Genomic DNA, 26664 nt, shown 5'->3' with positions numbered 1-26664 from the left:
CGATCGTAGGGCCCGCTGTGCGGACCAACGCTCGCTCAGAGGGCGAAGCGGCCGGGTTGTGATGACCAAGGTCGGCGCGCATCCCGGTGCTAATCGACCGTTGGTCAGCGCGTGCCGGATCCACCACAGTGGCCGACCACTCGGGGGACACCATGCTCAGACTGCTGGACCACTTGGAAGAGTGGTTGATCACCTTGCTCATCGGCGCCGCGACGCTGCTCATTTTTACCGCGGTGCTGCACCGCTACACGATGGACTTGTCGAACGCCTGGGGCTGGGACGCCGTCTACGACTGGCTTTTTCTCATCAACCTGAGTTGGGCCCAGGAATTGTGCATCTACATGTTCGTGTGGATGGCCAAGTTTGGAGCGGCCTATGGGGTGCGCACCGGTATTCACGTCGGCGTGGATGTGCTCATCAATAATCTGCGCGAAGGACTGCGCTCCAAATTCGTCCTGTTCGGGCTCCTGGCCGGTGCCTTATTCACCGGTTTAGTGGGCAGTTTCGGGGTCAACTTCGTCTGGCATCTGTCCCATACCGATGCCACCTCCCCGGACCTGGAACTGCCGGTGTGGATCGTTTATCTGGCGATACCTTTGGGTTCCTACCTCATGTGTTTCCGCTTCCTGGAAGTGGCCTGGTCCTTCTTCCGAACCGGTGAACTGCCGCGCCATGAGCACGCCTATGTCGAGGGGCTGGAGGAGGAGGTGGAACAGGCCCAGGCGGCCGGCCGCCAGGAGCCGGTCTACCTCGGCGAGGCCATTACCCTTGCCGAAGAGCGTGAACACATCCACGGCGGACACTTGGAGCGCCATCCACCCGGCGATACGCATAAACAGGACGAGAGCGGCGTGCGCAAGGGCGGGGAGGATCGGTCATGACCGCGTTGATCATCTTCGGTCTCCTGCTCGGCATGATGCTGACCGGCATGCCGGTGTCCATCGCGTTGGGCCTCACCGTGCTGACCTATCTCTTTACCATGACCTCGGTCCCGATCGAGTCGGTGGGGCTCAAGCTTTTCACCGGCATCGAAAAATTCGAGATCATGGCGATCCCGTTCTTCATTCTGGCGGGGAACTTCCTGACCCACGGGGGTGTGGCCAGGCGCATGATCAATTTCGCTTCCAGCATGGTGGGCCACTATCATGGCGGACTCGGACTCTCGGCCGTCTTTGCCTGCGCCCTGTTCGCCGCGGTCTCCGGATCCTCGCCGGCCACGGTCGCAGCGATCGGTTCCATCCTGATTCCGGCCATGGTGAAGCAGGGCTTTCCGCTGCGCTTTGGGGTCGGCACCATTGCCTCTGCCGGGGGGCTGGGCATCCTGATTCCGCCCTCGATCGTCATGGTGATGTACGCGGTTTCCACCAACAGTTCGGTCGGGGCGCTCTTCATCGCCGGAATCGTCCCCGGTTTCGTGCTGGCCCTCATGCTCGGCGTCACCACCTGGTGGATTGCCCGCCGCAACAATTATCCGCGTCTCAAGCGGGCCGACTGGAAAACCCGCTGGGGCGCCTTCCGCAAGTCGGTCTGGGGGCTGCTGCTCATCGTGCTGGTGATGGGCGGCATCTATAGCGGCGCCTTCACACCCACCGAGGCCGCGGCCGTGAGTGCCGTCTATGCCTTCGTGATCGCTGTTTTCGTCTACAAGGACATGCCGCTCAAGCGGGTGCCCCGGGTGCTGCTGGACTCGGCCAACATGTCGGCGATGCTGCTTTACATCATCACCAATGCCGTCCTGTTCTCCTATCTCCTGACCTACGAGAACATCCCCCAGGAACTCGCCCAATGGCTGGTGGATACCGGGCTTGGGCCGATCGGCTTCCTGCTGGCGGTCAACGTCCTGCTGCTCCTGGCCGGCAATATCATGGAGCCGACCTCCATCATCCTGATCACCGCACCGGTGCTCTTCCCGGTGGCCATGGCCTTGGGGATCGACCCTATCCATTTCGGGGTGATGGTTGTGGTGAACATGGAGATCGGCATGATCACCCCGCCGGTGGGGCTCAATCTCTACGTGGCGAGCGGGATCTCGCGGATGGGCATGACCGAGACCACCATCGCCTGCTTCCCCTGGCTGTTCACCATGCTGATCTTCCTGATGCTCATCACCTATTGGCCGAGTCTGTCACTGTGGTTGCCGCGAACCCTGGGGATGTTGTGAACCGGGGAATCCTCATCCGTCCCGCAAGTCCCCCCACAACGCCTGCAGCACCGCGATGGCTGCCAATGGCGCGGTCTCGGCGCGCAGGATGCGCGGGCCGAGGCGCACACCCTCGATACCCCGGGCTGCCGCCCGCGCGCGTTCGGTCGCACTCAAGCCCCCCTCGGGTCCAACCAGGAGGGTGACGGGACCGGTCGGGGCCTCCCGTTGTGTCAGTGATTGCGGTGCCTGCGGGTCGAGCAGCAACACGCCCTGAAGGGGCGTGGCCAGCCAGTCCGCGAACAGCCGGGCGGGCTCCAGGGCGGGCAGACGGCGCCGTCCGGACTGTTCACAGGCGCCGATCAGGACGCCCTGCCAATGCCCCAGTCGGCGGTCCAGCCGCGCGTCACGCAGTTGCACCATGCTGCGTTCGGTGAACAGCGGCTGGATGCCGACGACGCCCAGTTCCACCGCTTTCTGGATGGCGAAATCCATGCGCTCCCCGCGCGAGATACCAAGCGCCAGCCGGATCTCCAGGACGGGCGGCGGTTCCGGATCGTCGGCCGCGCCGATCGCCAGGGTTACCCCCTGGCGCCCCATGGCCGCGATGCGGGCGGCGCGGTCACGACCGTCGCCGTTGAAGCACAGGAGCGGCTCGCCGGGGCCCAGGCGCAGCACCTGGGTCAGGTGGCGCGCGGGTCCGTCCGGGAGACGGGGTTCGGAGCCGGGATCCAGCGGGTGGTCCAGGTAGACGCGGGGCAGGCGCATAGGGTTCGTGGTCGGTGAATCAGGATGATTGATGGATCAGAGTAGCGAGTCAGGGTCGCGGTTCTCGCTTCGCGAAGATCCGCATTGAGGCAGCCCGCCCCGGTGTGTATCTTGGCCAACGAACCGATCTCGCAAGCGTAACCCAAGAGCGCCGGAAGCAACCATGACACTCGAACCGACGGAGCGCCGGCACGACGAAGTTCCCGGAACCCGCTGGTTCCGGGCGGACCTGCACCTGCATGCCTTTCCCGTGGTGGCTGATGTTCCTTCCAAGGTCGTTAGCCGGACCGGGCCGCGCCGCGGTGACCTTTGACGCGACGGTGACGCGCCCGGCTCCTACCCGCGGCCACGCGCGTCAATTGCCCGCGGGCGCGAGCCGCACCGCGGACTTATCGTCATCGGGCGGACCGGTCGGAACAAATGCACGGGATGCGTGACCACGCCTACGACCACGCCGACTATCGACCGGGCGGGCCGACGGGCAGCGCATCTCCGGCACGCGGTTCCTCGCTTCCCGCCTTCGCCAGGATTCGGTCGAATTCGGCCGGATCCGCCCGTTGCGCACGCGCGCGGAAGTACGCCTCGGTGCGCAGGGCCGCAGCCTTCTCGGCCACAGCGACGTTGATGAACCAATTGATGGACGTACCGTCCTCGGCGGCAATGCGCCTGACCTCCTCGAGCAGGGACTTCTGAAGCCCTTGCAATTCCCCCCCTCATCCGCTTTGATTGTTCCTGCCTTGTGGACCCGTGTCCCGAGCACCCACACGTACGACCTGCAAAAAGGATCGGCGCACCCCGCACCCAGGGCGCACCGACGCCGGACCGCGGGGAGCATCGATCATGACCATGGAACTGTGCCTGAGCTTCCCGGACCCCGCGCACGTCGAGGTCGAGCTGATCGGCAACGGCCGACCCCAGCGCACCGCACCGCTGCCGTTCGAGAGCCCCATCGCCGAGGCCGACCAGGACGAACTGCACTGGTATCTGGAACTTTATCCCGTCCACTACGCCACCGAGCTCGACGACCGCCGGGCCGCGGGGATCGCGCTGCGGCTGGAGCACTGGGGCCGCACGCTGTTCGATGCGGTCTTCAAGCAAGGCTATGAAGCCGCCGATCTCTATCAGCGGTTCGCACGCGCTGCCGAGCCCGGCCGGCTGCTCAGCATCGACAGCGGTCACCCGTCCGTCCTGGCCCAGCCCTGGGAACTGCTGCGCCACCCCGAGGGGACCTGGCTCTTTCTCGCCAACCCGCGCATTTCGACGGTCACGGCGTTTACGACCCGGACGGACACCTGGGCGAGCGGGCCGCCGGCGCGCTCCCCGCGCGGCTGCACGCCGCCATGGCGCGGGCCGGCGACGGTGCGACCGGCGCCCACCAGGGTTATCTGCTCTTCGAGCACGACGACGGCAAAGAGCATCTGGTCCCGGCCTCACTGCTGGGCGACATGCTCAACCAGCAGCAGATCCCGCTGGTGATTCTCTCGGCCTGCCAGTCCGCCAAGCTCGGCGGCGATGACCCCTTGGGCAGTGTCGCCGCCCGGCTCACCCGCGCCGGCATCCCCAATGTGCTGGCCATGACCCATTCGGTGCTGGTCGAGACCACCCGCGCGCTCTTCGGCCATCTGTACCGTGAACTGGGCGGCCTTGATCGTAATCCCGGCCGGCGGTATGCGTAGTCAGGGCTTCCAGCCCTGACAGTGTCAGGCCAGGATGGCCTGACTACGCACCCGGCGCGCCCAAGTGGCCGGAACGACGATCAAGGCCAACTGGGCCGCGGCCGCCCGCTCGGCACGGCGCTGGAGAATGCCCGGCGCGAACTCTATGCGCACCCGGTCCGCGGGGAGCGCAGACGCGGCACCGGCTGGACGGAACTCAAACTCCAGGACTGGTTTCTGCCCACCCTCTACCGCACCGGCGACGACGCGGCGCTGCTCACCCAGCCCGCCGCGCCCGCCGACGCCCGGCCGGACCCGGCCGCGGTGCCCGCCGCCGACAACCTGCCCCCGGTCCAGCCCACCGGCTTTTGGGGCCGCTCGCGCGAACTCTGGGAGATCGAGCGCGCCTATGTCGCCGGCACCCGCCGGCTGGTCGTCTGCGGGTTCGGTGGTCAGGGCAAGACCACGCTGGCGCAGGAGGCCGGCCGCTGGCTGCGCGCCACCGGCCTGTTCGAGCGGGTCTGTCTGGTGAGCTATGCGGACTTTCAGGGCGTCGACCCGGTGGGTTGGGCGGTCAGCAGCCTGGCGCAGGTCCTGGGCGAGTCGCTGCTCGACGAACGCGCCGCCGCCGCGCTCGCGCGGGTGCCCACCCTGCTGATCCTGGACAACCTGGAGTCATTGATCGCGCCCGCGCCCGGCCGGTCCGGCACCGACCGGCCGGACCGCACCCGGCTCGATGCGCTGCTCGCCGCGGCGCAGCGCTCTCGATCGGGCTGCTCGCCGAGTCGCTCAAGCGCGACCCCATCCGGCGGGTCGCGGACCGGCTCGAGAGGGCGAGCAACTCACGCAGCCGATCAATGGGTTGGTCACTGAAGATCCAGCGCATGGCCAGTTGGACCAGGTGGGTCAGCAGGGCACCCTTGATTTCGGCATTGGTGCGGGGCGACAGGTCGTGCAGGGTGTAGGTGAATTGCGGCACGAAGGAGGCTAGCCAGTTCCGCGGCGGCAGGCAAGCCCAGCGCTTCGTGTCCTACCGCGTCGCGGTGGGAGATGGCTGAAATTTTTCACCGACGGCGAACATCTGGATATCGACCACCTCCCCGCGTGGATGCAGACCCCTGAAATGAGGCAAGCCCGTAGGTTGCCGTAAGTCCGGCGGGCGGTGGCATAACCACACCCCCTCGCCGTCTCAAAGAGACACGATACGGATACGAAGCCTGCTGAGCATCCGGCGGTCGACCAAGCACCACCCCCGTGGGTGCCTATAGCGTCACGCCTTCGGCTCGGCACCGCTAAGTCCGCAAGGCTTCGGCCCGACCTTCCTCCCGACCTTCCTCCCGCGCATCCTTAAGCAGGCTGCGCTCGTCGCGCAGCGCCCGCTCGCGCACGAAGGCCAGGCGCCGGGCCTCGGCATCGGCGCTCAGGGTCTTGAGTTTTTCCAGCGCGGCGCGCACCGGTGGTTCGACGATTTGCGCCATGATGTCTTCCTCCTGCCAGTGTTCAAAGAGTGCGATCCAGGCGCCGAGTGCGCCCCCTGTTTGTTGGAGCCGATCGGCCTTGCGCAGTTCGATCACGTTGAGCTGCAGTTCCTGACCCAGGGTCACCATCGGGCGCGCGGCATCGCGCATCTCAAAACACCACAGTGCTTGGTCCTGGTGCGCCGGGTCCTGGAACAGATCGAAGTCGAGCAGATGGATGCCGATGGCCGGCTGGAGTTCTCCGTAGCCGTAGGTTGGGGTGAGGAACGAACCCCAACATCCCGGCCGCCGATCGTTGGAGTTCGTTCCTCACCCCAACCTACCGCGCTTGAATACATAGTCGTTCTTGGGGTCGAGCAGGTCGTACATCGCAACGGGTCCGGCGACGTGAATCGAGTATCGAGCATAGCACCGTCGCTGACCTGCAGGGCACCGACCCGGAGGATGCGGTTCGCTCCTGACACTGGTGACGAATTGCGCCCACGCGAGCGCGTCCGCCACACCGGCTTGGCTCAGACCCGGAACGGCTCACACCAAGGCGCCAAGGTCTTCAAGGCGATCGCGAAACCGGAGGCGCTCGCGGAGTGACTGGAGTCACCGCAGAATTGCGCTCTTCTTGGCGTGCTTGGCGACTTGGCGTGAGATAGGTTCTTTCCAGACTCCGCGGTCGGGAGAATTCGCCACCAGTGTCCGTGCCTCACCGCATCCTACGCGGCGCGTGCCAACGCGGGGACCAGGTCGGCGATGGTTTCGGGCAGGGCATCGGTCCAGCGCAGCAGTTCCAGCCGGCCGTCGTGGTGCTCCACCAGGGCGGTGCAGCTTTCCACCCAGTCGCCGCAGTTGCAGTAGCGCACACCGCCCAGTTCGCGTACCTCGGCATGGTGGATGTGACCGCAGATCATGCCGTCCACCCCGCGGCGGCGCGCCTCCTGGGCCACCGCCTGCTCGTAGTCGCCGATATAGCTCACGGCGTTCTTGACCTTGTGTTTGAGATACCCGGCCAGCGACCAGTAGCGCAGCCCGAAATAGCGCCGCACCCGGCTCACCAGGCCGTTCAGGGCCAGCAGGTTGTCGTAGGCGCGCGCGCCCAGCCGGGCCAGCCAGGGGCCGGCCTGCACCACGGTGTCGAAGCGGTCGCCGTGCAGCACCAGAAAGCGCTGGCCGTCCGCCGTCTCATGGATCACCTCGTCGCGGACCGCGACGTTGCCGAAATCCACCCCCAGATGGGTACGCAGCAGTTCGTCGTGGTTGCCGGGGCAGTAGATGACCTGAGTGCCGTTGCGCGCCTTCTCCAGCACCTCGCGCACCACCGCGTTATGGGCCTCGGGCCAGTAGACTGAACTCTGCATCGCCCACAGATCGACGATATCCCCCACCAGATAGAGGTGCTTACACTGGGTGGACTGCAGAAAGTCCAGCAGATAGCCGGCCTGGCAGCCGCGAAAACCCAGGTGCACGTCGGAGATGAAGATGCTGCGATACTTCAGGGGCTGCATACGCTTGACCTCAGACATCCTGTTCATTCCGTTTGTTTGTTTCATTTGCTCCCTATGCTCCCCAATCTTCGTTGCAGGACGATGGAGAACCGGTGAAGATATCGTGAAGAATCTTGTTTTTATTCCGCTTGATGACGGTACGGTGACGCCTTCATGGCAGCGGTGATACTGCATCATCGACACTACGGCGAGCGGGCCGCGCAAGCGCTGCCCGTGCTGCTCTGTCATGGCCTCTTCGGTTCCGCGGCCAACTGGCACGGCATCGCCAAGCGCCTGGCGGATGAGCGCCTGGTGCTGGTGCCGGATTTGCGCAATCACGGTGCATCCCCCTGGGACCCGCGCATGGATTACCCGGCCATGGCCCTGGATCTGGCAGCGCTGCTCGATCGGCTGGGCATCGCGCGGGCGCATCTGGTCGGGCACAGCATGGGGGGCAAGGCCGCCATGTGGCTCGCCCTGTCGGCGCCGGAGCGGGTGGGTTCACTGGTGGTGGCCGACATTGCGCCGGTGACCTATCCGAGCCGCCACGGCGCCCTGGTGAGCGCGCTGGCGGCCCTGCCGCTGGGGGAAATCGCGCACCGGCGCGACGCCGATGCCCGTTTGGCGCAGACCATCCACTCCGCCGCGGTGCGCGGCTACCTGCTCCAGAACCTGATCCATGACCGCGCCGATAAAGACCGCGCGGGCGCCTGGCGCTGGCGCATCAATCTGGACGCGCTGGCCCGTTCACTCAAACCGCTCCTGAGCTTCCCGGCCGCCGAGGGGCACAGCTTTCCCGGCCCGGCGCTCTTCGTCTACGGGAGCCGCTCGGACTATGTGACCAAACACGGGTTGCCGCGCATCCGCGCACTCTTTCCCCTTGCGCGCCTGCGCACCATCGCCAACGCCGGGCATTGGGTCTATGCCGATCAGCCGGACGCTTTCGTCGCCGCGGTGAGGGGGTTTCTCAAGGTGTAGGGGGCGGGTTTTCGGTGATTTCCGGAAAAGGATCTACCAACGTGTAGGGGCGACTTTAGTCGCCCCTAAAGCCCCTACGAATTTTGCAGGCAAGCGCAGTTGGGATGTTTATTCCTGGGAATCGCCAAAAGTGATTTCCGGGAAGGATCTACGGACGTTTAGGGGCGACTGAAGTCGCCCCTACCGGTCATACCTGCTATTCAGACAGATCCTTGGGGTAGGGCGGGTTTTAACCCCGCCCCTACGTCAATCCAGTTATCCCGTTCGACGGTTATCGCATCACCCCCCCAACCGCTCACGATGCCGCAAATCCAGCGCCCGCTGGCGCACCCGCCGCTCGTAGCTCGCCTGGTTCTTGGTGCAGACCAGGGTGTAGGGTCGGCCGCGCTTGTCGGTGGTCAGGGCGAGATCAGCGTTGGCGCGCTGGACCTTGTCGGCGACATGTCGCCGGTCGATTTCGCCCGCCTTGAAGAGCCAGACCCGCTCGGTCGGGGCGGCGAGGAAACGGGTCAAGCCCTGGCAGTGTTGACAGGAACAGGGGATGGCGGCGTCCCGCGTCCAGTCCGGCGGCGGCGCGAGCGGCAGCGCGATGCGCGCGTCCAGGTGCGCGAGCACGGCCCGGCGCAGCGTCTCCACCGCCGCGGGCTCCGGGTCTGTTCCGCCCTCCTTCAGCAACAGCGCGGCCGGGAGCAGCAGCCCGTCCAGGTTGTAGACCGCCGGCAACGACAGGAAGCGCATCACCGCCTGCTCGGCAATGGCGGCATCAATGCGCAGGAAGGCGTTGACGGCGTCGGCGACCTGGGCCGCGGTCAGGGGTTCCGGACGTTCCCAATTGGGCAGCGGCGCGGCCACATGCCCGTCCGGGAACCCGTCGAGCAGGGCGCGCGCCGGGGTCTGCAGGGCGGCGAGGCGGGCCGGGTCGTCGCTCTGCGTGCAGCGCAGCAGCAGCGCGGCACAGGCGCCGGGGAGTCGGCCGACATTGGCGGTGATGACGGCGCTGAGCAATTCCGCCGCCCGTCCCGTCGGCAGGTGCCCGAGCACCAGCGCCAGGGCGGTATTGTCCGCGGCCCCGTAGGCGCCGTCGGCGCTGTGCCGGGCGATGAACTCGGCACAGCCCTCGAGGTCATCCAGCCGCAGTTGAATCGCGAACAGGTCGCGCATCCGGCCGTCGTTACTCGCCTGACGGCGCACCGAGAGGTCCGTCGGCCAACCGGTGCGGATGGCCGCGGCCAGGCTCCGCGCCTCGTGCCATAACGGGTCCCCGGACGTGGCCCCGGCCGCCTCCCAGCGGTGGACCAGGGCGAGCAGCGCGGGGATGCTGACGCCGAGTCCGCCCGCGGCGAGCGTCGCGGCCCGCCGGGTGCGCGGCCAGAGGACCAGCGCGGCACGCTGATAGCTGCGTTCAAAGGAAGCGCCCTCGTTGCCGGTGGCCTCGGAGAATTCGGGCTCGGTCTCATCCAGATCGGCCAAGGCGTCGGCGGGTGACAGCTCGTCCGCGCTGAACGGGAGCGAATCCATCACCGGCCGGCGGTCGTCAGGCAGACACCAGTCATGGATTTCCCAGTTGGTCTCGGTCACTTCACCGATCTCGAACTCGGGGCTATAGCGCCCGCCGCCGGCGTACTCGGCCCAGCCGCTCTCGGTCACGCTGATCAGCGCCAGGTGCAGGTCGCAACCGGCCGCGTCGGCGGCGGGGATCAGACATTGCGCGACGGCCGCGTCCTTGCCCTTGAGGGCGGCGAAGGTGATCTCCGCGGGCGTGTAGGCATGTTCCAGCGCATAGACCAGCTTGTCCGGGGTGGCATCGGGCGCCGCCGTGCTCCAGCTACCGAGCAGTTGAACAAGCCGCTGCTGCTCGGCGCCGTAATCCGGCGCCTGCGGCAACGGGCCGGGGCCGACGCGCACCAGGTTGTAGATCAGCGCCAGACGATAGCCGGAGGCAATCGGCAGCACCTCGTGCAGACAGTCGGCATAGAACGCCGCGAAGGCCGCCTCGGAGGGCTCGTCACGATGCAGGTTGACCCGCACCTCCTGGCCGCGGTGGCGGATGATCAGCTCGCCGCCGCTGTAATCGCAGGGCAGCACGATGACCAGCGTGGCGAACATGCCCGGCGCCTTCTCGGTGTCGCGGTGGGGGACGAAGAAGCTGCCGGTGTCGTAGATCAGGAGTTTGTAGAGTTGGGCCTCGATGGTGCCCGCGACCGCCAGCCCGCGGCGGACCCGCTCCACCACCTCGGCCAGATCCGCCACCCAGCGCTGACCGGTGAGGGCGACCCGCGCACCGTCCACCTGCCAGGTGCGGCGCACGGCCGTGTCGACCAGGGTCTCAGGCCCGCGACCGTAGGGCGCCTGCTCGGCCACCCGCAGCAGTGCCTTGGCCTGCACCGGCAGCAGCGGCAGGGCGATCGGGCCGACCCCCGTCACCTCCAGGCGCGGCGGGTGGATGTCGAATGAACCGGCGACATGGAAGCCGCCGGGGCGCTGGACCGCGGCGAGGATATCGGCAAGGGACTGGGCGAGATCGGGCATGGGAGCTGGTCCTGGGAGGTCAGCGTCGGGGTGAGCGGCGCATTATCGCACCGCGGCGGCGGTTCGACAGGGCGGCGACAGGGGTTATCCTGCGCATGGAAAGGCGGGATCTGCCACTCCGAGACAGGAATCCACTCGTGGGAGCGGCCTCCGGCCGCGATGCGGCGCCGGTGTGCTTGCTGACGCCACGGCCTTGGTCATCGTTCCGGCCAGCTTTCGCCGTGGCTCAGGGCCGGAAAGGTCATCCACAGATGTCACAGATGAACACAGATGAAAACAGATGTTTTTCCTCATCTGTGAACATCTGTGACATCTGTGGATAAATCCGAGTGGTCGCTTTGGCCGCAACGGCGATCATGGCCGACCCCACGGCAATGCGCCCGGCTCAGTCGCGGCCGGAGGCCGCTCCCACGGAGTCGCGACGCGACTCCTATACTGCCTTGGACTCGTTTTGTATCAGATCGCCCGCTGCAAGGCCCGCTCGGCGTTCGCCACGAGGTCGGTCGGCGGCAGCAATTCGCTGCTCGGGAAACGGATCAGTTCGAGCGTAATGCGGCGCTGCCCGTCGATCAGCATCTCGTTGAAGGTCACGTCATCGGCGGATTTGCGCAGGTTTTTGGAGACCTTGGTGTTCATCCGATCCAGGGTCATGCCGACGCGCTCGAAGCGCAGGTACCCGTGCGGCTCACGCACGATGTTGGCGACCAGAGCGAGTTGCTCGCCGAGCGTGCCGGCCAGGGCGCGCAGCCGTCCGAGTTCGACCTCCATGCTCTGGAGCCGACGCGCATCGGCCGGGTCATGGGGGCTGTGGATGATGCCCGCGGTCAGGCTCAAGGCGCCCCGCCCGGCCCGACCGGGGACCGCCGACCGGCCCTGGCAGAGTTGCCGGTACTGGCGCTCCAATTGCTCGCGGCGCGCGCGCATGGCATCCAGGTGCGTCTTGGCGACTTCGATCAGATAATCGAAGGCGCGCGCCTGGACTTGCAGCACGGTTTCGGCCTCGGACGTGGCCGGAAAGGCGACCCGATGATTATGGAAATTCACCGTGGTCTGCGGCACGTCGCGCAGCACCCGCCCACCATCCAGGGCCATGCCGAAGACCCGCTTTTCGGTGCGCTCCACGCGCAGCGCGGCGAACAGTTCCGGCGGGGTGGTACCCCTGTTCGCCTTGAGATAGCCGCGGACCTCGGGGCTCGAGGACAGGACCTCCAGCAGGTGATTGGGCCCGACGAACATGGCGCGCAGCCGCGGGTCGGCCGAAAAACGGCGCCGATCGAAGGTGATGGCCGGCAGAAAAATGTCCGCGTTCGCGGCGATATACTCAAGCGCGCTTTCCACCGGTCGTGCCAGGATGCGCTGGTAGTGGGGGACCGCGCGCAGTCGCGGATCTGTTCCGTCAATCACGCGATCCACCGCCGTGCTGATGGCGGCGGATGCGACCGCGCCGATCTGCCGCGACGGCGGGGCGAAGAGTGAATGCAGGAAGTGCAACACGGTCGAGTCCTCTGGTAGTGTCGTCAGTCGTTGTTCTTGATCAGCAAGGCATGGGTGCCCGCGGGGACGGGAACAAAAGGAAGCGCTATCGGTAATCGCTAATAAACTCAGGGACATCAGGCCAGGGCCTAGGGCCACGCATGAGGCCAAAAACGCCCCACTAGCGCGGCTTTTAACAGATGAGACAGCACGGAGCAAGCTGGAAAATCGAAAAAGGTGATCCGCGGGCAGCGTTTGGTTCGAGTGAGATCGCTGCTTTGGGAGCATGTCCTGCGGTCATGCAGTCGCGGATGGTCCGCATAGCTGAGGGTCTGTAGGGTCCGCTGTGCGGACCGAGGACCGCGCAGACCCCGCGATGGCCGGGTTTACGACCAAGGCGCATCAGCGCATCACGGCAGCGGCCGCAACACCAGCAGCCCCTGTGTACCCTCGGTCGTGGGGCCGTGCCAGGGCCAGGTGTGGGAACCGCCGTGCAGCCAATCGTCGAGCTGATCGGTGCGGTAGCGCGACAGCGGATGACCGGACTGACCAAGCGGCAGGGTGCCGCGGGTCTGCGGCCAGTTGCCCGGGACCTGAACCACGCGCATCGACGGTGCGATCAGAACGCGACGCGGATCAGCGGGCGCGCTCTGCATCAGGTCCACCGTATCGGCCGCGCCGCCGACCCCGATGGGTCCGACATCGAACAGCCAACCGAGCAGCGGCTGCTGGTGGAAGGCATGGGGCAGGGTCAGGGTCCGCAGCCGGTCGAGGCGCTGGTCACGCGTCCGGGGCAGGGCCGCCGCCAGATCGGCCGCGGCCGTCCGCAGGGCGCGCGCCCAGATGTGGGCCGGCGTCTCGGCTTCCGGTGTGGTCACGTCGTCCCAGAAGCTTGACTCACCGGTATGCAGGGTTTCCTGCAACGAATGATAAGTCGGGTTCGCCAGCGACATCAGGACCGCCAGGTCCGCGTCACCCAACTCGTCGCCATAGAGCGCCCGCCAGAGCGCCGGTTCCAGCAGGGCATAGAAGGCCGCGGCACGGCTCGATCCGTCCATGACACCGTCCCAGCCGAGCAGGTCAGACTCCGCGATCACCCAGGCCGCGGGGTCCGCGGCGCGCAGCGCCGATTCATCGCGCCGCAGCGCTTGCTGTGTCAACAGGGCCTGGCGACTCAGGCGGTCGGTCTGGATGGCGGCCATCGCCGCGGGGGTCAAGGGTCCGGATTCATTGAGGCGCTGCGTGATGCGCTGGGCGCGGTAGGGCGCCATCCATGAATGACCGACATTGACCGGGTGGTCGACCGGGATCGTGCGGTTATTGGCCGTGATCAGCGCGGCCCCGGCCGGATCGATCTGCCCTGGGTTGCGCCAGGGCGCCACCGTGCCGTCCCATCCATAATCCGCGATCCAGCCGGGCGCGGGGAAGAGCCCGGACCCTTTGCGGCGCTGCGGCAGGAGTCCGGTCACCTGCCAGGCGATGTCCCCATCGCGGTGGGCGAGCATCAGATTCTGCGCGACCGCGTAAAAGCCCAGCGCGGCGCGGCGGGCCTCGGCCAGGGTGCGCGCCCGGTTCAAACCGACGAGCGCGGCGAAGCTGCGGTCCGGCGGGTCAGTGACCTGACTCAGCGCGATCAGATAGGGGCCGGCGACGGACGGCTGCAATGCGCTCCGTGCCCCGTCCGCGGCGTCCGGGACAGGCGCGAGCAGATCGTTCAGGATGACCCCATGACGGGTGCTGCGCACGACCAGGTCCACCGGCGGCGCATCCTTGACCATGATGCGCTGCACCCGGGTGGTGATGGCCTCGGGCGCACGCCCGGCCCGTTCCACCTGAGTGCCGTCGGCGGTGGGCCGTTCGAGGAACAGATCCTGGGTATCGGCGATGGCGCTGGTGAGTCCCCAGGCCAGATCGGCGTTGTGGCCGATCAACACCAGCGGCACCCCGGGCAGCGCCAGACCGGCGACATGCAGATCGGGTCCGTACAACTCCAGTTCATACCAGGTCCCAGGCACCGATGGGGGTAGGTGGGGGTCGTTGGCGAGCAGGGCCGCACCATCGGCGGTGCGCGGTCCGGTGACCACCCAGGCGTTGCTGGCCGGACTGGGTGTCGGCAGGCCGAAACGCGCGGGCAGGTCCAGGAGGCCGGCCAGCGCGGCCGCCGTCGCGGCGGTGGCGCCGCCCAGGTCACCAGGCCGCTCCAGCAGTTCGGGCGGCACCGGCGGGGCTGGCACTCCCTCATCGGTGGGGAAGAGTTCGCGCGCCCGGGCCGCACCGAGACGTGCCGCCATCCGCAGAAAGGTCAACTCCTCCTTGAAGTTGAACGATTGGGTCCAGGCCATGTAGGCGCCGACCAGCAGACTGTCCTCCGGCCGCCAGGGGTCCGGCTCGAAGCCGGCGATCAGATACTCGACCGGCAGCCGCTCCAGCGCCTGCGCTCGGTAGGCGTTGACCCCGGCCGCATAGGCCGCGAGCATGGCCCGTTCGGGTGCGTCCAATTCGGCATAGGCGCGGCGGGCAGCGGCATTGAGACCCAAGGTGCGGAAGAACCGGTCCGCGTCCAGCGCGTCCGCCCCGAAGACCTCCGCCAGGCGCCCGTCGGCGAGCCGGCGCATCAGATCCATCTGCCACATCCGCTCACTGGCCACCACGAATCCCTGGCCGAACAGCAGATCGGGCAGCGAATCCGCCTGGATGGTCGGCACCGCGTGCGGTCCCCAGCGCACGCGCACCGGAGCCGTCAGCCCGGCGACCCTGACCTCACCGGCATAGGCCGGCTCCGCGCGTTTGGTGATCCACAGGAGAACCCCGGCGACACCCAGGCCCAGGGCCAGCAGGATCGCCAGGACAACGGTAAGAACACGGCGGAGCATGTGGGCACTCCATGAGTCACACGTCAGAAATGAGTTAAACAACGACAATCATCGTGCGGGCGGACGGTTGATTCTCCGCCTGCTAGACCGACTTTAACAAGCATGCGCGGGACAATCCGCGCCAATCACCCAATGCAACCATTCCAGTACGAGGTGACTATGATGACCAAACCGGGCCTTGCACACCTGAAGTGGGCGTTGTCCGCGATCTCCGCCGCGGCGGCGACCGTGTTCGTCCTGGCGCTGGAGGGGCAGCGCTGACCGTCACCCGCCCGAACGCGCCAGGGTGGATCGACCGCCCCTGGCGCGCCGACACCCGATGTCCACCGAGAGTACCGATGCCGCAAAATGAATCGAGACCCGTCGTTTTCTACGACGGCGGTTGCCCCCTGTGCCGCCGCGAGATCGCCCATTACCAAGCGCTGGATCGCGCCGGCGCCGTCGAGTGGGTTGACTTGCTCAAAGCCCCGGAGCGGCTGCGGCAGGCCGGCATCAGCACCACCGAGGCCATGGCCCGACTGCATGTACTCGATACCAATGGGGTACTGGTGACCGGCGTCCTGGGATTCGTCACCCTGTGGCGCCGCCTGCCCTATTACCGGCACCTGGCCCGTTTGGTCACCGGTCTGCGGCTGGTCGGCCCGCTCGACCGGGCCTATCGCCGGTTCGCCGCCCGGCGCTTCAAACACCGCTGCGCCGACGGCTTCTGCGCGAACGGTTAAACTAGCGCTCTGACACCATTCCGCTGAACGCACCCCGCCCGCCGGCCAGGTGCCAGCCGTACCGAGCCGGAGCCCTGCCATGACCACCCGCGCATTCGACGTTATCGTGATCGGCACCGGCCCGGCCGGCGAAGGCGCCGCCATGAAGCTCGCGAAGGCCGGCCGCGAAGTGGCCATCGTGGAAGCCCACAACGCCGTCGGCGGCGGCTGTACCCATTGGGGCACCATCCCCAGCAAGGCGTTGCGCCACTCCATCCAGATGTTGGCGGACTACCGGCACAACCCGATCTTCCAGCATACCCGCGACCAGATCCAGGTGGACTTTCCTGACCTGCTGCGCGCGGCCGACGGTGTCATCAACGAGCAGGTGCGCACCCGTTACCGCTTCTACCAGCGCAACCGGGTGGAGGTCATCTTCGGCCACGCCCGCTTTCGCAGCCCGGAATGCATCGAGGTCCAACGCCCCGGCGGCGCCGCCCAGGAATTGACCGCCAAGTATTTCGTGATCGCCACCGGCTCGCGCCCCTACCATCCGCCGGACGTGGACTTCAGTCACCCGCGGGTGCTCGACAGCGACAGCGTGCTGGCCCTGGCGCACACGCCGCGCTCGATGACGATCTATGGGGCCGGCGTTATCGGATGCGAGTACGCGTCCATTCTGAGCAACCTGGACGTGAAGGTGAACCTGGTTAATACCCGCGACCGGCTGCTGTCGTTCCTGGACGACGAGATCACGGATGCGCTGTCCTATCACCTGCGCCAGGGCGGTGTCGTCATCCGCAACGACGAGACCTATGACCGGGTTGAGGCACACGATGATGGGGTCGTCTTGACCTGCAAATCAGGCAAGAAATTCAAGAGCGACTGCCTGCTCTGGGCCAACGGCCGCACCGGCAACACCCATGACCTGGGCCTGGAAGCCATCGGCCTGACCCCCAACCGGCGCGGTCAGCTCGATCTCAACCGCAGCTACCAGACGGCCCTGCCCCACATCTACGGGGTCGGCGACGTAGCCGGTTCCCCGGCGCTGGCCAGCGCCAGCTATGACCAGGGGCGTTTCGTCGGGGCTCACATCGCCGACGGCGAATGCGACTGGTCACTGATCGAAGAATTTCCCACCGGCATCTACACCGTGCCCGAGATCTCGTCGATCGGCCGCACCGAGCGCGAACTCACCGCTAGCCAAATCCCCTACGAAGTCGCCCAGGCCGACTTCAAGTCCATCGCCCGCGCCCAGATCACCGGCCACACCGTGGGCATGCTCAAGCTCCTGTTCCATCGCGAGACCCTGGAAATCCTGGGCATCCACTGCTTCGGCGAACAAGCCGCGGAGATCATCCACATCGGCCAGGCGGTGATGTCCCAACCCGGCGCCGCCAACAGTATCCGCTATTTTACCGAGACCACCTTCAACTATCCGACCATGGCCGAGGCGTACCGCGTGGCGGCGTTGAATGGGTTGAATCGGTTGTTTTGAAAGCAGAGACCCTCTTTTTTTCAAAACCGATTAAAACCAACTGCGTGTCCTTTGTGGTCGATTGCAAATACCTCAAGCCACGGACGCGACCCCGCCGGCTTCTGCGCTTGATCGCAGAACACGGCCAGCGACGACGACCCCATGGCGGTGGGGCCACCGGATCACCGCCCCAGGATCGCCCGCCAGTCGCCGCGGTCCGGCAGCTTCAAACCAATATCGCTGCGGCTTGCTTGGACCGTATTTCCGAAAGCCCCGAGGTTAATCCGTGCGTCGTTGGGTTGGGTTTCGTTGGCGAAGGCGTCCCTTGGATTTCCGGCATCAATGGCCGGGCTGTGCTGTTTATCCACGACCCAGGTGAGTGTCGCTGGTTGGTAACGCCCACCCAGCGAGCGTAGATGGTAATCCCCGGCGGCGGGATCGGCAAACAGTGGGTCTTGGGAAAGATTACCGACTCCGTTCCAGCCGCCGGCAATGTCCGAATAAGTGATTTGCACCGTACCGTTGTTGGTGATCTGAGTGGACTGATTGGCCCAGAGGATACTGTTCCGGACGGTGGCGCTGGTGCCGTAGTGCGCATAAAGCCCGCCCCCCAAACCATTAGCTTGGTTGTTGGTCAGGGTGTTGTTGACGATGACGGCCGTTGCTCCATCGTACAGGCTGACCCCGCCACCGTTGGCGACGGCGGTATTGTCGGTAATCAGGTTATTGGCAAAGGTCTCGGGATGGGCGGTGTAAAGGCATACCCCGCCCCCCCAGTTGCCGGCACTGTTGCGCTGAATACTATTGTTGGTTAGGTGGCCAGCGCAGGACTGATGAAATATCCCACCGCCGTCGGTGGTGGCCTGGTTTGAAACAATCGTGTTGCCGCTGGCTGATAATGCCCGGCACCCTGACCAGGCAACCCCACCGCCACTGCTTGCATGGTTCGCACTGATCGTATTGCGTGTCAGGGTGAGCGAGGCCTCGCCGGCAACGAGCCCGCCGCCCTGCTCATTCGTGGTATTGGCGGTCAGTGTATTGTTGTCGAGGACCGCGGCGGCATCATAGACGCTGACGCCGCCGCCGTGGCCGCTGTCGTTGTTGCGAATCAGGTTGCCGGTGAGTGTGATCACTGGGACTGGCTCGGCGGAGTGAGTCATGATACCGATCCCGCCGCCCCAACTCGCCCAGTTGTTCTCGAACAGGTTATTGCTGAGCGTCACCGGGCCAGTGCTATAAATTATGGAAGCGCCGCCGCCGATGCCATTGCCATCCACCTCGTTGCGGCCGTTGATCACAACGAATAGATCGAGTGTGGTCTGGCTGGCATTGTGGATGTCGATTGCCGACATCCTGCGCCCGGAGGCATCGACGATGCCGGCAGCGTCGATGATACTGGGGGAGGTGTCCCGGTTTCGCGGCCCGGAGCCGCTGGCGGGATAGCTGCCAAGCAGTGAAACATCGCTGCCGACTTGCAGATGTTCATGATAGGTCCCGGCCGCGACATGAATGGTATCCGCCCCCGCCTGCCCCTGGGCCAGGACCAAGGCCCGTTGGATGGTGGCCAGGGCGTAGCCGGTCCCCCAGGCATGGCCGGGATTGGCGTCGTTGCCGACGCTCTGTTGGACATACAGGTCACCGGCCTGCGTCATGCCGGTGGCAAGGATCGCCCAGCAACCCACTCGCACTACGGACGACCGGATCTTCATCGCGTCACCTCGTGATTTCAATTTGTCTGTTGCAACGGCCGAACGGCGGTGGGTTGAGGGCAGCCAAACTCACCGCGCGAAAATCGCCCGCCAGTCGCCTCGCCTTGGCAGGCACTCCCAGCAGAAATCGATGTTGTCGCAGGCGTCACCAATGTCGTCTCCGTCCTGGTCGGGATCCGGCGTGTTGGGACAGTTGTCCTGCGCCACCAGGTTAACGTGTCCGCACGCAAAGTACCGTTGCATCTGCACTCGCCCCATCGCTCTGGTTGACAAAAAAGCTGCCATCGTCAGGCCGCGTCCAGCAAGTCAACGGTGCGTTTCCGCTCATGCTTCAGGTAACTCCAGAAAAGTCTAGGTGATTGTTCTGCGGCGTGCCACTGTCAAGGGGTCGAAACCTTGATGGGAAGCCACCAGAATGCCTTCCGAATCACTATCCAGGACGCGCAACGCGCCAGCGTGGTCATGGAGCGGGAGGGCCAGTGCACCGGTTGGGGCGGCTGGGCGAGTGTGCAGAACGGTGGCTCCTGCAGCGGCAATGACTGCGATACCGATGGCTTCGTGCGCGCCGTCAACGCCCAGGGGCTCTGCGGGGCGCGGGATTGGCGGCTGCCCGCGAACGTCGAACTCCTGTCCATCGAGTGACTTTGGTCCTTCTTGAGCGGCCGAACGGAATTTATCTATTGCTAATTTAGTAAGTTCTTATATACTGAGCACTCACCTGGGACGGTCGGGCCGGAACGCTCGCCGTGGGCCGTCAACGATGAGGCAATGATGTTCCAGCCCGCACTGGCGGTCATCTTCGGCTTGGTCTGCGCGGCGGCGGCTGCCGCGGAGTTGAGCGTGCTCGGGTCGGTTGAAAACGGCGGGGAGAGCCCAGCGCACGCGGTTTCGGGCCGTACCGACGCGGCTCCGGCCGCCGCGACCGACCGTCAGCAGTTCGCCCAGATCCCCGCCAGCAATGACGCTTATGGCTGGCGCTATCCATACGCCTTTCCGACGCAGGCGCCGGTGATGGCTGGCCATGCCGTCACCCCACCCGCGGCAGTCGTCCGCAGTCGACGGTGACGCGCGATCGGGGCCTTGATCAAGATTCCGGCCACTTGGGCTCGCCGGGTGCGTAGTCAGGCCATCCTGGCCTGACACCGTCAGGGCTGGAAGCCCTGACTACGCACGCCGCTGGCCGGGATTCCGATCAACGCCCGATCGGGCCCGCTGCCCTAGGGAGCCGGCCCAGGGATGGGTTACGTTGAACACCTGAAAACTCTTAACCCCTTTTATTCTCAGTCCGAGAAGGTACTAAAAAATGAATAAGATGGTTCAAGCTGCCTCCGTTATCGTCCTCACCGTTGCCGCCTCCTCGGCCGGCGCCTGGTATGGGGCACCCGATCAGGCCGGTTACCTGACCGATCCGCAGCAACAGGCCGCCGCCGACCGGCAGCGGGCCTTTGAGCAGCAACAGCAGGCCTTCGCCGCGCAGCGGCAGGCGATGGCGGCCCAACATGCCAAGGCCGCGGAACAGGCCATGGCAGCGCGGCGCCAGTTCGCCGAGCAGCAGGCGGCTCGTTTCAAGAATGCACCGCGGCCGGCCCCGGCCATGGACCCCCGGGTCGGCAACGCCGCGGCGCCGGCGTGGGCCGGTCCAGCGTTCCCGACCAGCCCGGAGCAGCGCCGCTTCGAGCGTCCGGCCATGCCTGAATTCGCCATGCCCGAGATGCCGGCCCCGCGCGGCCCCGACTTCAAGGCCCCCGAGTTCCCGGCTTGGCCCGAGATGCCCGGCTTTGAGCGTCCCGCCATGTCCGACTTCGCCGGCAACCGCGGTCCGGCATTGGATGCCCATCGCGCTCAGGCACGACAGGAGATGGCGGCGCGCCGCAATGCGATGAAGGAGCAGAGTGACCGTCGCCGCGCGGCGCATGGCTTCGGTCCGCGCCCGGTCGGACCCGGCGCCGGCATGGGCTGCGCCCCGGCCGCCGCGCCCGCTGTGCCTCAAGCCGCCGCGCCCGCTGCGCCCCAGGCCGCGGCGCCCGCCGTGGTCAATCCGACCACGGTCGCCGCGGCCCAGCCGAAGCAGTAATCCCGGTCGGCAGTTCCATCCGAAAAACCGCGCCGCCGGCGGCCGTCGGCTCCAGAACGAGCGTGCCGCCGTGGTCGGTGACGATGCGCAGGCTGATGGAGAGTCCGAGTCCGGTGCCCTGACCGACCGGCTTGGTGGTAAAGAAGGGGTCGAAGACGCGCCGGCGGTCGGTGTCGGAGACACCCGGGCCGTTGTCATGCACCCGCAGCACGGCCATGGCGCCGCTGGTGGTCAAGTCCACTCCAATGCGCGGCTCAGGGCGCCCCCGCACCGCGTCCAGCGCGTTCTGTACCAGGTTCATCACCACCTGATGGATCTGCCCCGGATGGCCGCGGACACTCAGGTGCGTCGGCAGATCCAGGGTGATCGCCTGGGTCTGCCGGCCGGCGTCCTTGGCGCCGCTCCGGGAGACCCAGTGCACCGCGGTACGAACCACATGGGTGAGGTCGAAGTCCGTATATTCGCCCTGCGCGCCGGAGGAGAAGCGACGCAGATCCTGCACCAGGTCGCGCACCCGCTCCGCGCCCTCCAGGGTGCCTTTGAGCAGCGGGTCCAGGTCGGTGAGGATGCGCCCGATGCGCAGTTCATCCCACAGGTCCCGGAGCTCGGGCGACAGCCCCGCGGCCTCGGCCCCGGTGATGAAACGGCCCAGCCGCTCGCGGTAGCGGGCCAGGGCGTGAATGTTGCCGTAGACGAAGCTGATGGGGTTGTTCAGTTCATGAGCCACCCCCGCCACCAGCCGGCCGAGCGAGGCCATCTTCTCCGCGCTGATCAATTGCTGCTGGGCCTGTTTGAGGTCCGCGTGGGCGCGGTTCAGGTTCTCATAGGCCTGACGCAGCTCCCCGACGGGTCGGCCGATCAGCACCATCCCGACCAGTCGGCCCCGGTGGTCGTAGCGTGAGGTGCAGTTCATTGCCAGGGGCGCGGGTTGTCCGTCGCGACCCGCCAGAATCAGTTCACAGTCGTGGATGGCCTTGCTGCGGATTTTCTCGCCGAACGTACGCGCCAGCGGCAAGGACTCCGCCGCGAGCAGGGACAGGAAGGTCCGTCCGTGCAACTGCGCCTCGGGCACGCCGACCAGCGTCTCCAGCGCGGCGTTGACCTGCTGGATGCGACCGTCCACGTCGCAGACGATCAGCACGTCCGTCATTGCCGCCAGGACGCTCGCGATAAACTGCTGAGCGTCCTCCAGTGCGGTGTTTTTTTCTTCCAGCTCGACCTGATGGCGGACCAGGTCCGCGTAGGTCTCGTCCATCTTGCGGATGACCTCGATCCACAGCGCCTCCCCGGCCGCTTCCTCGTGCCGGACGGCAGTGGTCGGGGCCGTGCTTGCATCGGCGTCGGCTTTCGGGGTCATGTTACACGCGAACCCATGCTGCTCTCGGTCAATAATGCCGCTGTTCACTTCCTGGCCAATGTTGCGCAGGTGTTCCTGGAGACGATCGGCTTGGGCAGCGGCGCCCTGTCGATGCCGTCATCAACTTCGCCATCGGTTCGCAGTGGCCCGCGCAACCAGCTCATCGCACTGCCCAAGCCGAAGCGCCCCGATTGACCGAGTCCGGCCGACGACGCCCGCGGGTCGGCGCCCCTGACCGTGCGCGAGTTGGCGGACGTGCTGGCCATGATGGCTGAGTAGCGTGTCGGTCTGCGTCGTTCCGGCCGCAGGCTGAACAAGCGACAGCGCAGTTTACCGAATCCCGCGCCGTCGCTGGTGGACTGCCCTGCGCTTGTACGATCCCGCGTGGCCGGAACCCTGATCAAGGCCGACTCGGAGTCTCTTGAATGAAGTAAATTGTCCCCGGAATTACCTTGCGGTCGTATAGTTCAGGTTCGTCGCGGCGTTCGTTCGTCGCGGTCGGCACCGCTGACCGAGCGTCTGCTGGATGACTAAGGCCCCTTGCAGGAGGTACACACCGATGCGAATCGTCTCGAATCCCGACATCATGATGGGTAAACCAACCATCGTCGGCACCCGCGTCACGGTGGAGTCCATCTTGGAACGGCTCGCGGCTGGGGAATCCCAGGAGCAGATCCTGGAGGCCAATCCGCGGCTGGCGCCGGAGGATATTCGCGCTGCCCTGGGCTTCGCGGCCCAGGTCCTCCACGCCGATGTTCTCTATCCGGTGTCCGCCCACGCGGCTTGAGGGTGTCTCCCCATGGACCTGGTCGCAGACGAGAACAAATGTAGAGGGTCAGAACAAATGTAGAGGGTCAAGAACAAATGTAGAGGGTCAGGTCTTGTAATCATGCATACTTGCATCGTATCCCGGATGCTTGATTGCAAGACCTGACCCCATTTCCCCATGTGACCCCATTTCCCCATGACCCCATTTCCCCACGTGTTCGGGCACGAGGGATTATGTCGTGCCCGCACCGGGGTCAGCTAAATGGTGCCCCATCCCCTGCGTTAGGCGGGCAGCTGTCGGCCCACTTGACGAAAACCATGATCATTTCGTCGAGCTTTAGCGGGCCTCCGTGTGCAACAAATCTGTTGCTCTTGACCTCGCAAGTGAGCCAGTCCGGGTCGTCTTCGACAGAGTCTGCGCCTACGCCGTGACTGACAGGTGCGAAGGAGCGACCGTCGAGGTTGGAGTCAGTGAGTTCAACCACAAGCGACCATCCCGGATTGTCCAAGGTACCTATAGAAACACCGTAAGTGTGCTCCCAGTCACCGTTGCACTGGGAGAGGTACCAGTCTTGAAGCTGCGCAAGAGCGTTCATGGCCGCCTAACGGTTGAGCTGAGCGGAATGTAGAGCGTAGAGGGTCAGGTCTTGTAATCAAGAGTGTAGAGGGTCAGGTCTTGTAGTCATGCATACTTACATCGTATCCCCGATGCTTGATTGCAAGACCTGACCCCATCCTCCCCTCATGACCCCATCCTCCCCTCAGGCGATGAGCCCTGAAACAGCGTGGGCACGGGTGGAGGTGTGGAGCATGGAGGCGTCCGGGCGGGCCGGAGACGGCCGTATGCTCTTGGGGTGTCTTATCGGGCATAGCAAAATGTAGAGGGTCACAAAATGTAGAGGGTCAGGTCTTGTAATCATGAATACTTGCATCGTATCCCAGATGCTTGATTGCAAGACCTGACCCCATCCTCTAATAAGGCGGCTTGTTAGGCTTTTTCTTACATTTATTCCACAACGAGGTCTGAGCTTGGAAATGTTGGGGTTCGTTCCTCACCCCAACCGACGGCCCTATTGCCCAATAATTGCGCTTGCCCCTATTGCCTCATTCCCTGCTAAGAGCTCGGATAGCTGCTGTCGGAAATGGTTTCGCCATTTGTCTTATTCAGTATAACAAACCGCTTGTTGTATCCAGTGCTCGTGGCATAGCTCATAACAACCATGATCTCATCGGCCTTGTCATCGCCATTGGTATCTACCCCTTGAAAGGAATCCAAGTAGAGATCATCGACGGATGTGAAAGTCCTACTCCAGACTGTGCCTAAACTGTTTGCGAGGACGGCCGAATAGATAAAGATACCGTAGCTGCGTTTGATGGCTCCCCCGGTGATCTCGGTAAGTACTTCAAGTGAAATATTTGTAGGCGCCAATAATTGCAAAGCATTGATTTAAAAGAAAGATAAATAATTAAGCGCTCATAGCGAATATATTGATGTACTTACAGCTTCGATTAATCGTGAACGCCAGAACCCTGCGCGACGAATTTGGCAAGGCGACCACTTTATCATCTTCTGACCATGTCCGATAAGGTTGTGGGTTGACGCACGAATTTGGAAAGACAAACGTGCGGCTCGCGCTACCGTAAAGACGATTAGGCCGCCCGGCAGGGTAAACATCGAACCGGAAGGTATAACTCTTGGGGTTACCTAATGGATCAGCACTGCTGCGGCTGTATCGGGGTATTATGATCTCCATACCAGGATTGGCTGAATTGACATTACTATAAAGAGGTGCGTAGTCCTGGAAGCTATCCGCTTTGCCCGGAGCGGTGCTCAGGATTGAGGACAGAACAAGAGTAGAGACGATAGCATTTTTCATGGGTTCTGCTCGTGGGTGGAGTTATCATTCATGCAATCGGTTGGGTTTACCAGTGAATATTCGGGGCAACCCGAATGGGACCGAACCAGCGTCGTTTCAAATTGATAGCAATGCCTAACGAGATGTCGGCGGACGAACTACCCCATAGATCGGAGCCTTTTTGGGATTGCATCAAAGTTTTTTCGGTTTGTCAAGTCATTGCGCGCAGTTCCTCACCGCACCGTTCGTGCGTTATGAGGCAATCTTGCCTCATAACGCCCGAGCGGGTCGGCATAAACCGACTGGCGCTTGGGTCGTCGTGGTATCAAGAATAATTTAAAAAACAATATTGTGGAAAAGGTGTCTTGAGTGCTTTCCAGAGTGTTTAGGGGGTACTGACAGGGGGCTGCGGCCTTGATCACGGTTCCGGCCACGCGGCCTCGTAGGATGGACAAGCGCAGCGCACAGTCCACCTGCCGCGGCGCGGGATTCGGTGGACTGCGCTAGCGCTTGTCCACCCTACGGCCGGAGCGATGATCAAGGCCGGGGCTCGCTCGGCTTGGCGTCGTTCAGGCTTGGGGCGTCGATCATCGTTCAAGCCATCGCGGACCTGGAGAAGCGCCATCCCTGCGCGTGGAAGCGGCCGAAAGCCGCTTTTACGGCGGGTACGACAAGGCCAGCCGTCGGGAGCGTTCCTGCTGGGCGGATCGGGCTTGCATTTTTGTCATGAACTGTCGAGTCTTACAGTTATGGATAACATGCCTATCCGGTTAGCTCAGGTAACCCCTACATGTAGTGTCAGGGGCTCGCCGCTGGCCTCGACCTGCGGGCAGAGGTTCGCGGGAGAGCTTGGGTGAACCCACGCGTCCACTCCGCCCTTTGCCACGCTGTAGAGTGTATCGTACTCCGGCCATTTCTCGGCATGGACGATCAGGCCAAGAGCGCGGTGGAAGGCCGGGCCGCGCCAATAGCGCCGGTTAAACCGGAACGTGAACTCGTTGAGATAGGCGGGAAGGTGGTGAGGCAGTACAGCACCTTTGTGGGTTCCCAGCAGCCACCGCTTCAAGTTGCTGACGATCAGGTGGACCATCGGCAGATACGCGCCGGTGCTTTTTCCTTTCACGGACTGCAATATCCGCTGATGCACATAGCCGAGCTTTTCCAGACCATTGTAGCTTGGCCACCCGTCGGTAATCACAAGCGAACCTGCTTTGACAGCAATTCCAAATTTGACCCTACCCCGTATTTGGCCGGCTTCGGGGCTTGCGCGAAGCCGGCCGCAGACCCTCCAGCATGAAGTCAAACAGGTCATCCCAGGAGTCGAAAGGCAGATACTGAGAAAGCGCGCGCAGG

At 64.8% G+C, this 26664-nt stretch carries 22 protein-coding genes and 2 pseudogenes; 13 read left to right on the top strand and 11 right to left on the bottom strand.

The annotated features are described in order from the left end of the window. Positions 1-152 precede the first annotated feature (152 nt). Both QZY03_RS15290 and QZY03_RS15285 read left to right on the top strand, forming a co-directional pair. A complete protein-coding gene (locus QZY03_RS15290) occupies positions 153-881 on the top strand; it encodes a TRAP transporter small permease (protein WP_295582490.1) in 729 nt (242 codons plus the stop codon). Then, positions 878-2161, top strand: a complete 1284-nt coding sequence (locus QZY03_RS15285) for a TRAP transporter large permease (RefSeq protein ID WP_295582488.1) — start codon at positions 878-880, stop codon at positions 2159-2161. The genes QZY03_RS15290 and QZY03_RS15285 overlap by 4 nt, the downstream gene beginning before the upstream one ends. Positions 2162-2173: 12 nt before the next feature. On the opposite strand, the gene QZY03_RS15280 is transcribed toward QZY03_RS15285, so the two are convergent. Beyond that, positions 2174-2908 (bottom strand): 16S rRNA (uracil(1498)-N(3))-methyltransferase, encoded by a 735-nt coding sequence (locus QZY03_RS15280; protein WP_295582486.1) that lies wholly within the window; start codon positions 2906-2908, stop codon positions 2174-2176. A gap of 163 nt (positions 2909-3071) precedes the next feature. Between QZY03_RS15280 and QZY03_RS15275 the strand changes: the two genes are divergently transcribed. Then, positions 3072-3221: a hypothetical protein gene (locus QZY03_RS15275; protein ID WP_295582484.1), complete on the top strand. Its 150-nt coding sequence runs from the start codon at positions 3072-3074 to the stop codon at positions 3219-3221. A gap of 145 nt (positions 3222-3366) precedes the next feature. On the opposite strand, the gene QZY03_RS15270 is transcribed toward QZY03_RS15275, so the two are convergent. Further along, positions 3367-3612: a hypothetical protein gene (locus QZY03_RS15270; protein ID WP_295582482.1), complete on the bottom strand. Its 246-nt coding sequence runs from the start codon at positions 3610-3612 to the stop codon at positions 3367-3369. Positions 3613-4107: 495 nt separating this feature from the next. On the opposite strand from QZY03_RS15270, the gene QZY03_RS15265 reads away from it, so the two are divergent. Next, entirely contained in the window at positions 4108-4584 is a 477-nt protein-coding gene (locus QZY03_RS15265) for a CHAT domain-containing protein (protein ID WP_363168992.1), read from the top strand. A gap of 21 nt (positions 4585-4605) precedes the next feature. Beyond that, positions 4606-5436 carry a hypothetical protein gene (locus QZY03_RS15260; protein ID WP_295582480.1) on the top strand — a complete coding sequence of 277 codons (831 nt, stop codon included), beginning with the start codon at positions 4606-4608 and terminating at the stop codon, positions 5434-5436. Between the two features lie 419 nt (positions 5437-5855). Here QZY03_RS15260 and QZY03_RS15255 read toward each other — a convergent pair. After that, positions 5856-6278 (bottom strand): annotated as a pseudogene (locus QZY03_RS15255) (PD-(D/E)XK nuclease family transposase); the annotation flags it as partial. Positions 6279-6748: 470 nt separating this feature from the next. Then, a complete protein-coding gene (locus tag QZY03_RS15250; RefSeq protein ID WP_295582479.1) occupies positions 6749-7555 on the bottom strand; it encodes a UDP-2,3-diacylglucosamine diphosphatase in 807 nt (268 codons plus the stop codon). A 135-nt stretch (positions 7556-7690) separates the two neighbouring features. Here QZY03_RS15250 and QZY03_RS15245 point away from each other — a divergent pair, with 135 nt between their 5' ends. Then, positions 7691-8494, top strand: a complete 804-nt coding sequence (locus QZY03_RS15245) for an alpha/beta fold hydrolase (RefSeq protein WP_295582477.1) — start codon at positions 7691-7693, stop codon at positions 8492-8494. A gap of 279 nt (positions 8495-8773) precedes the next feature. Here the strand turns inward: QZY03_RS15245 and QZY03_RS15240 are convergent, their stop codons facing one another. From QZY03_RS15240 to QZY03_RS15230, 3 genes are all read right to left on the bottom strand, one after another. Further along, positions 8774-11023, bottom strand: a complete 2250-nt coding sequence (locus tag QZY03_RS15240; protein WP_295582475.1) for a 2OG-Fe(II) oxygenase — start codon at positions 11021-11023, stop codon at positions 8774-8776. Between the two features lie 456 nt (positions 11024-11479). Beyond that, positions 11480-12517, bottom strand: a complete 1038-nt coding sequence (locus QZY03_RS15235) for a hypothetical protein (RefSeq protein ID WP_295582474.1) — start codon at positions 12515-12517, stop codon at positions 11480-11482. A gap of 389 nt (positions 12518-12906) precedes the next feature. Then, complete coding sequence (locus QZY03_RS15230; RefSeq protein ID WP_295582472.1) at positions 12907-15369, bottom strand: penicillin acylase family protein; 2463 nt, start codon at positions 15367-15369, stop codon at positions 12907-12909. Between the two features lie 338 nt (positions 15370-15707). On the opposite strand from QZY03_RS15230, the gene QZY03_RS15225 reads away from it, so the two are divergent. Further along, positions 15708-16091: a thiol-disulfide oxidoreductase DCC family protein gene (locus QZY03_RS15225; protein ID WP_295582470.1), complete on the top strand. Its 384-nt coding sequence runs from the start codon at positions 15708-15710 to the stop codon at positions 16089-16091. Between the two features lie 79 nt (positions 16092-16170). Further along, positions 16171-17568 carry a Si-specific NAD(P)(+) transhydrogenase gene (gene sthA, locus QZY03_RS15220; RefSeq protein WP_295582469.1) on the top strand — a complete coding sequence of 466 codons (1398 nt, stop codon included), beginning with the start codon at positions 16171-16173 and terminating at the stop codon, positions 17566-17568. Positions 17569-17729: 161 nt separating this feature from the next. Here sthA and QZY03_RS15215 read toward each other — a convergent pair whose 3' ends face one another. Further along, entirely contained in the window at positions 17730-19094 is a 1365-nt protein-coding gene (locus QZY03_RS15215; protein WP_295582467.1) for a right-handed parallel beta-helix repeat-containing protein, read from the bottom strand. 561 nt (positions 19095-19655) lie between these two features. On the opposite strand from QZY03_RS15215, the gene QZY03_RS15210 reads away from it, so the two are divergent. From QZY03_RS15210 to QZY03_RS15200, 3 genes are all read left to right on the top strand, one after another. After that, positions 19656-19898, top strand: coding sequence for a hypothetical protein (locus QZY03_RS15210; RefSeq protein ID WP_295582465.1), 243 nt, complete (start codon positions 19656-19658; stop codon positions 19896-19898). 126 nt (positions 19899-20024) lie between these two features. Beyond that, positions 20025-20321: a hypothetical protein gene (locus QZY03_RS15205; RefSeq protein ID WP_295582463.1), complete on the top strand. Its 297-nt coding sequence runs from the start codon at positions 20025-20027 to the stop codon at positions 20319-20321. A 238-nt stretch (positions 20322-20559) separates the two neighbouring features. Beyond that, positions 20560-21330 (top strand): hypothetical protein, encoded by a 771-nt coding sequence (locus tag QZY03_RS15200; protein ID WP_295582461.1) that lies wholly within the window; start codon positions 20560-20562, stop codon positions 21328-21330. Here QZY03_RS15200 and QZY03_RS15195 read toward each other — a convergent pair. Further along, positions 21290-22687, bottom strand: a complete 1398-nt coding sequence (locus QZY03_RS15195; RefSeq protein WP_295582459.1) for an ATP-binding protein — start codon at positions 22685-22687, stop codon at positions 21290-21292. The two genes, QZY03_RS15200 and QZY03_RS15195, sit on opposite strands and share 41 nt — an antisense overlap. 15 nt (positions 22688-22702) lie before the next feature. On the opposite strand from QZY03_RS15195, the gene QZY03_RS15190 reads away from it, so the two are divergent. Together QZY03_RS15190 and QZY03_RS15185 are read left to right on the top strand one after the other, a co-directional pair. Further along, positions 22703-22882 carry a hypothetical protein gene (locus QZY03_RS15190; protein ID WP_295582457.1) on the top strand — a complete coding sequence of 60 codons (180 nt, stop codon included), beginning with the start codon at positions 22703-22705 and terminating at the stop codon, positions 22880-22882. 364 nt (positions 22883-23246) lie between these two features. Next, positions 23247-23474 (top strand): DUF433 domain-containing protein, encoded by a 228-nt coding sequence (locus QZY03_RS15185; RefSeq protein ID WP_295582455.1) that lies wholly within the window; start codon positions 23247-23249, stop codon positions 23472-23474. Positions 23475-23709: 235 nt separating this feature from the next. On the opposite strand, the gene QZY03_RS32130 is transcribed toward QZY03_RS15185, so the two are convergent. Beyond that, entirely contained in the window at positions 23710-24051 is a 342-nt protein-coding gene (locus tag QZY03_RS32130) for an immunity 53 family protein (protein WP_363168921.1), read from the bottom strand. A 2224-nt stretch (positions 24052-26275) separates the two neighbouring features. Next, positions 26276-26623 (bottom strand): annotated as a pseudogene (locus QZY03_RS15180) (IS1595 family transposase); the annotation flags it as partial. Positions 26624-26664 lie beyond the last annotated feature (41 nt).

It is taken from the genome of uncultured Lamprocystis sp. (assembly GCF_903933125.1).
Classification (GTDB): Bacteria; Pseudomonadota; Gammaproteobacteria; order Chromatiales; family Chromatiaceae; genus Thiodictyon.
This window is presented reverse-complemented; position numbering and strand designations above follow the sequence as displayed.

What these genes read in the sequence shown, in the direction of transcription:
- QZY03_RS15240 (WP_295582475.1), bottom strand. Translation starts at nt 11,023, where the DNA reads ATGCCCGATCTCGCCCAGTCCCTTGCCGATATCCTCGCCGCGGTCCAG.
- QZY03_RS15210 (WP_295582465.1), top strand. Translation starts at nt 19,656, where the DNA reads ATGGGAAGCCACCAGAATGCCTTCCGAATCACTATCCAGGACGCGCAA.
- QZY03_RS15230 (WP_295582472.1), bottom strand. Translation starts at nt 15,369, where the DNA reads ATGCTCCGCCGTGTTCTTACCGTTGTCCTGGCGATCCTGCTGGCCCTG.
- QZY03_RS15250 (WP_295582479.1), bottom strand. Translation starts at nt 7,555, where the DNA reads ATGTCTGAGGTCAAGCGTATGCAGCCCCTGAAGTATCGCAGCATCTTC.
- QZY03_RS15205 (WP_295582463.1), top strand. Translation starts at nt 20,025, where the DNA reads ATGATGTTCCAGCCCGCACTGGCGGTCATCTTCGGCTTGGTCTGCGCG.
- QZY03_RS15195 (WP_295582459.1), bottom strand. Translation starts at nt 22,687, where the DNA reads ATGACCCCGAAAGCCGACGCCGATGCAAGCACGGCCCCGACCACTGCC.
- QZY03_RS15285 (WP_295582488.1), top strand. Translation starts at nt 878, where the DNA reads ATGACCGCGTTGATCATCTTCGGTCTCCTGCTCGGCATGATGCTGACC.
- QZY03_RS15280 (WP_295582486.1), bottom strand. Translation starts at nt 2,908, where the DNA reads ATGCGCCTGCCCCGCGTCTACCTGGACCACCCGCTGGATCCCGGCTCC.
- QZY03_RS15185 (WP_295582455.1), top strand. Translation starts at nt 23,247, where the DNA reads ATGCGAATCGTCTCGAATCCCGACATCATGATGGGTAAACCAACCATC.
- QZY03_RS15275 (WP_295582484.1), top strand. Translation starts at nt 3,072, where the DNA reads ATGACACTCGAACCGACGGAGCGCCGGCACGACGAAGTTCCCGGAACC.
- QZY03_RS15225 (WP_295582470.1), top strand. Translation starts at nt 15,708, where the DNA reads ATGCCGCAAAATGAATCGAGACCCGTCGTTTTCTACGACGGCGGTTGC.
- QZY03_RS32130 (WP_363168921.1), bottom strand. Translation starts at nt 24,051, where the DNA reads ATGAACGCTCTTGCGCAGCTTCAAGACTGGTACCTCTCCCAGTGCAAC.
- sthA (WP_295582469.1), top strand. Translation starts at nt 16,171, where the DNA reads ATGACCACCCGCGCATTCGACGTTATCGTGATCGGCACCGGCCCGGCC.
- QZY03_RS15245 (WP_295582477.1), top strand. Translation starts at nt 7,691, where the DNA reads ATGGCAGCGGTGATACTGCATCATCGACACTACGGCGAGCGGGCCGCG.
- QZY03_RS15200 (WP_295582461.1), top strand. Translation starts at nt 20,560, where the DNA reads ATGAATAAGATGGTTCAAGCTGCCTCCGTTATCGTCCTCACCGTTGCC.
- QZY03_RS15290 (WP_295582490.1), top strand. Translation starts at nt 153, where the DNA reads ATGCTCAGACTGCTGGACCACTTGGAAGAGTGGTTGATCACCTTGCTC.
- QZY03_RS15190 (WP_295582457.1), top strand. Translation starts at nt 22,703, where the DNA reads ATGCTGCTCTCGGTCAATAATGCCGCTGTTCACTTCCTGGCCAATGTT.